Source organism: Pengzhenrongella sp., assembly GCF_036565025.1.
Lineage (GTDB): Bacteria > Actinomycetota > Actinomycetes > Actinomycetales > Cellulomonadaceae > Pengzhenrongella.
In genome coordinates this window covers 1-3,855 of record NZ_DATCNW010000074.1, presented here as the reverse complement: position 1 = coordinate 3,855, position 3,855 = coordinate 1, and the positions used below count along the sequence as shown (strand labels likewise).

General features: G+C 67.6%; 4 protein-coding genes. 1 reads left to right on the top strand and 3 read right to left on the bottom strand.

Features of this window, described 5'->3' with window-relative positions:
- Nucleotides 1-195 precede the first annotated feature (195 nt).
- The 3 genes from VIM26_RS03915 to VIM26_RS03905 all read right to left on the bottom strand — a co-directional run bounded on the left by VIM26_RS03915 (nucleotide 196) and on the right by VIM26_RS03905 (nucleotide 3,063).
- Nucleotides 196-1,320 (bottom strand): epoxide hydrolase family protein, encoded by a 1,125-nt coding sequence (locus VIM26_RS03915; RefSeq protein WP_331949028.1) that lies wholly within the window; start codon nucleotides 1,318-1,320, stop codon nucleotides 196-198.
- A 256-nt stretch (nucleotides 1,321-1,576) separates the two neighbouring features.
- Nucleotides 1,577-2,479 carry an alpha/beta hydrolase fold domain-containing protein gene (locus tag VIM26_RS03910; protein WP_331949027.1) on the bottom strand — a complete coding sequence of 301 codons (903 nt, stop codon included), beginning with the start codon at nucleotides 2,477-2,479 and terminating at the stop codon, nucleotides 1,577-1,579.
- Nucleotides 2,480-2,502: 23 nt separating this feature from the next.
- Entirely contained in the window at nucleotides 2,503-3,063 is a 561-nt protein-coding gene (locus VIM26_RS03905; protein ID WP_331949026.1) for a cupin domain-containing protein, read from the bottom strand.
- 106 nt (nucleotides 3,064-3,169) lie between these two features.
- Between VIM26_RS03905 and VIM26_RS03900 the strand changes: the two genes are divergently transcribed.
- A complete protein-coding gene (locus VIM26_RS03900) occupies nucleotides 3,170-3,796 on the top strand; it encodes a TetR/AcrR family transcriptional regulator (RefSeq protein ID WP_331949025.1) in 627 nt (208 codons plus the stop codon).
- Nucleotides 3,797-3,855 lie beyond the last annotated feature (59 nt).

Genomic DNA, 3,855 nt, shown 5'->3' with positions numbered 1-3,855 from the left:
GCAAGGTCCTTGACGACAAATCAGGCGGGTACTCGCAGCGCTGGCTGGAGGGCAAACAGTCAGATAAAGGCGCGAAGCTGACCGGCCAGGATTTTTGGGAACTGCTATCGGGACCCGTTCACGCCAACGTGCGTGCAATTTAAGCGTGCGACCTCGCGTCGCACTCGCGCAAGCGGAAGTGAGTGGTGGTGCGTTTCAGGCCCGGTGTCGCATCGGGCGAAATGCGTCGCGTAGGCTGCGGGCCAGCAGTTCAGGCTCGGCGACGGCGGGGAAGTGGCCGCCGGTGGGGTGTTCAGCCCAGGAGGTGATGTTGTAGTAGCGCTCAGCCAGCTCTCGGGGTGGCTTGGGAAACGCGACCCGTTCACCGCCGAAGATGCTGACCGCGGTGGGGACCGGCGACACGTCTCTATCCGGGAGGGCTGCGCCGGGGAGGTGGCGGTGGGCCCAGTAGGGCAGCAGCGATGTCGTGATCGTATTGGTGGCCCAGTAGAGGGTGAGGGTGCCCAGGAGCAGTTCGCGATCGAACGCCGGGCTCCCATCTGGGCGGGTGCTGCTCCAGGCGATGATCTTCTCGCCGGTCCATGCGGCCAGGCCGGCGGGACTGTCTGACAGGCCGACGGCGAGGGTGGCCGGCTTGGTGGCGTGCTCGTGCATATAGCCGCCCTCCTCCGCGGTCCAGTCCTGCACGGCACGGGCGAAGTCCTCCTCTTGCTCTGTCCGCGGCCCAGGCGCAACGGCCAGGCCGGGAGTCGCGAGGTGAATCGCCGCGACCGCGTCTGGCTGGTCGCGGGCCAGCCAGGCGGTTACGCCGGCACCGAGGTCGCTGCCATGCGCGACGAAATGGTCATGTCCCAGCCCCTTGGTCATCAATTGATGCCAGAGTCGCGCGACCTGACGTCCGGTCATCCCCGTGGGTGGGGGTGGTGTGCTGAACGCGTAGCCGGGCAGCGACGGGATGATCACCGTGAACGCGTCGGCCGGATCTGCGCCGTGCCCGCCTGGGTCAGAAAGGAGAGGAAGGACTGGCAGGTACTCCAGGAATGACCCTGGCCACCCGTGGGTGAGCAGCAAGGGAAGTGGGCTTGGCCCGCGACCTTCAGCGTGCACCAAGTGCAGGGCGTGACCCGCAACCTCAGCACGCTGTTGGCGCAGGGCGTCGAGCCGGAGCTGAAACGCGTGGGCGTCAAAGGCACGCCAGTCCTCCAAAAGGGCGTCCAGCCAGTCGCCGGGCACGCCTCGATCCCAGCCTGACCCGAGGTCAGTGGACTTCCGGTAGCCATCTAGCCGGCGGCTAAGCTCGCGCAGCGCATCGGCGTCCAATCGACAGCGTTCCTCAACGACTCGCACGCTCCTGTGATCGTTCACGCGAGTCATCCTGTCACGCGCCTGCCGAGCCGGGTTGACGCGTTGGCGACGTTGTCAGGCTAACTGGGGGCGGCGGCGCGCAACTGATCGAGGGCAGCATGGGATAGGTCCGCCAGATCCTGGTCCTCGTCGGTCTCGTTCGTCGTCGCACATGACGCCCGTGCGACCTGCTCAACACAAGAGCCCGCGGAGGCCAGCCCAAGTTAAGCTCTCATGGACGCGGACCGGCGAGGTGCGCGCGCAAGAACTCGCCGGCGCTAGTCAGGGCAGCGTCGGCTTCGTCGAGCATCGCGGCGAACCCTTGGAACACGTGCGGGACGCCCGGTGTGATTTCGAGCCTGACGGCGACATCGGCCGTGGCGGCGCGGGCGGCGAGCCTGGTGGCGTCGTCGAGGAGGATCTCGTGTGAGCCGGCCTGGATCAGCAGCGGTGGCAGCCCGGTCAGGTCGGCGAAGATCGGGCTGACCAGCTCCGCCGTTCGGTCGCCGGCGGGCACGTAGTCGACGGCTCGTCGGCGCAGACCTTTGGGGGTAAGCGCGGGGTCGACCGCGGCCTTCACGCTGATGCTCTCACTGGACACGGTGAGGTCCGCCCAGGGGGACATCAGCACCGCCGCGCTCGGTTGCGGTAGCCCAGCGTGCTTGAGCGCCACCAGGGTCGCGGCGGCTAGGCCCGCACCGGCGGACTCGCCAGCAATCGCGATCGCGGACGCGGCGAGGCCGCTGTCGAGCAGTCCGCGGTAGGCAGCGACTGCGTCATCGATCGCGGCAGGATGCGGATGTTCAGGTGCCAGCCTGTAGTCGACCGTGACGAGCCGGGCTCCGGCGCGACGTGCGAGGTCCGATGCGAGACCGACGGATGAGGCGGCCGTTCCGATCGCGTACGCCCCGCCGTGCAGGAAGAAGATGACGCTGGCGGGGTCAGCGCCCGCGACCTCGACGTTGACGACGGGGATCCCGCCGAGGCTCCCGGACGATGTCGTGACGTCGGCCGGACTCGGGATCGCTGCCATCATCTCCTCGAAGACGACGCGTTGCTCGGCTACGTCGCCGCCGAGATCAAGCGGCGCGTCCCGCAGCAGTTGGTCAAGGGCGTCGCGCTGTTGCTGGGTCACTGTTGTCAGTTCGGTTTCGCGGATCAGGACTTCGGGTCGCCGAGCAGCAGCTCGGTCCGGTACTTCGGGGCGAGTGCGATCGCCTTGGCGATGAACGCGCCGGTGGCGGCATCGTCGAGCGCCGGTGGAGCCTCGGTTCGGTGCGCGACCGGAACGCCGACCTGCTTGAAGAACTCCTCCTGACCCGCTGGCGAGCAGAGGCACAGCAGTCGTGCAGGCCGTTCGGAGACGTTCCGAAAGACGTGTGGGGCGTTGGCCGGCACATTGATCGTTTCGCCAACCTTGGCAACCGCGCTGACGCCGCGGAACGTGAGCTCGATCTCGCCGTCAAGAATTGTGAACATCTCCTCGAAGTCGTGACGGTGGGGCGGCGGTCCCCCGCCCGGCGGGACGTGCATGTCGATCAACGTGTACCGCCCAGCGGTGTCGGCCCCGGACACAAGGATGGTGTAGGTGTCGCCAACCACGCCGAGGTGAGGCAGCGAGTCATCGGTGTCGGGGCTCACGTGCGTCAGGACGCGCCCAGGGTCATCGGCGGGGACCGGTCCTGGCGGCTTCGACTGGGCGGGCGGGGTGTCGTTCATCGGCGCTCCTCTATCGTGGGCTAAGCGGTCGAAATCGTCCGCTTATGATCTGGGAGCCTACAGAAGCAAACCCCCGTGTCGCTACCTGGCACGATCACCTCCGGGAATGTCCGAAGCACCGCCAAAGGCACAGCCCATCGCGCAGCGACTGCGAAGTGACGCCGCGGCCAACCGCGAACGCATCCTCGCCGCCGCCACGATCGCGGTCAGGCGCGACGGCGAGAAAGTCCCGATGGCAACGATCGCCGAGGAGGCCGGTGTTGGGATCGGAACCGTCTACCGCCATTACCCGACGCGCCCGGCCCTCCTAGCCGCGCTGACGCTCCGCTCCTTCCACCTCGTCCTAGAACACGCGCGTACCGCCGCGCAGAGCGACGAGCCGGCCCCCACGACCCTCACGCGGTTCCTCGAACAGACGATCGCGGCCCGCGACGAGTTCGTCCTCCCGCTCCACGGCGGCCCCGTCATCCATGACGAGAAGATCGTCGCGCTCCAGAGCGAGATCAGAAACCTCCTCGAGCAGGTCCTCGCCCGCGGACGCCGCGACGGGACCATCCGGCCAGACGCCACCCCGATCGACATCATCATCACCGGAGCGATGCTCGCCCAACCACTCCCGCATGCAGCTGACTGGGACCAACTCGCCCGCCGGCAAGCCAGAATCTTTATCGCCGGCCTCGCTGCCACCGATCCACCACTTCCCGGCTCCCGGCCCACCCGCGCCCGACGCTAAGACGAATCCGTGCGCGCAGCAGACCTCGATTGATGACATGACGAGCTTGACGGGTCAAG

What these genes read in the sequence shown, in the direction of transcription:
- VIM26_RS03905 (WP_331949026.1), bottom strand. Translation starts at nt 3,063, where the DNA reads ATGAACGACACCCCGCCCGCCCAGTCGAAGCCGCCAGGACCGGTCCCC.
- VIM26_RS03900 (WP_331949025.1), top strand. Translation starts at nt 3,170, where the DNA reads ATGTCCGAAGCACCGCCAAAGGCACAGCCCATCGCGCAGCGACTGCGA.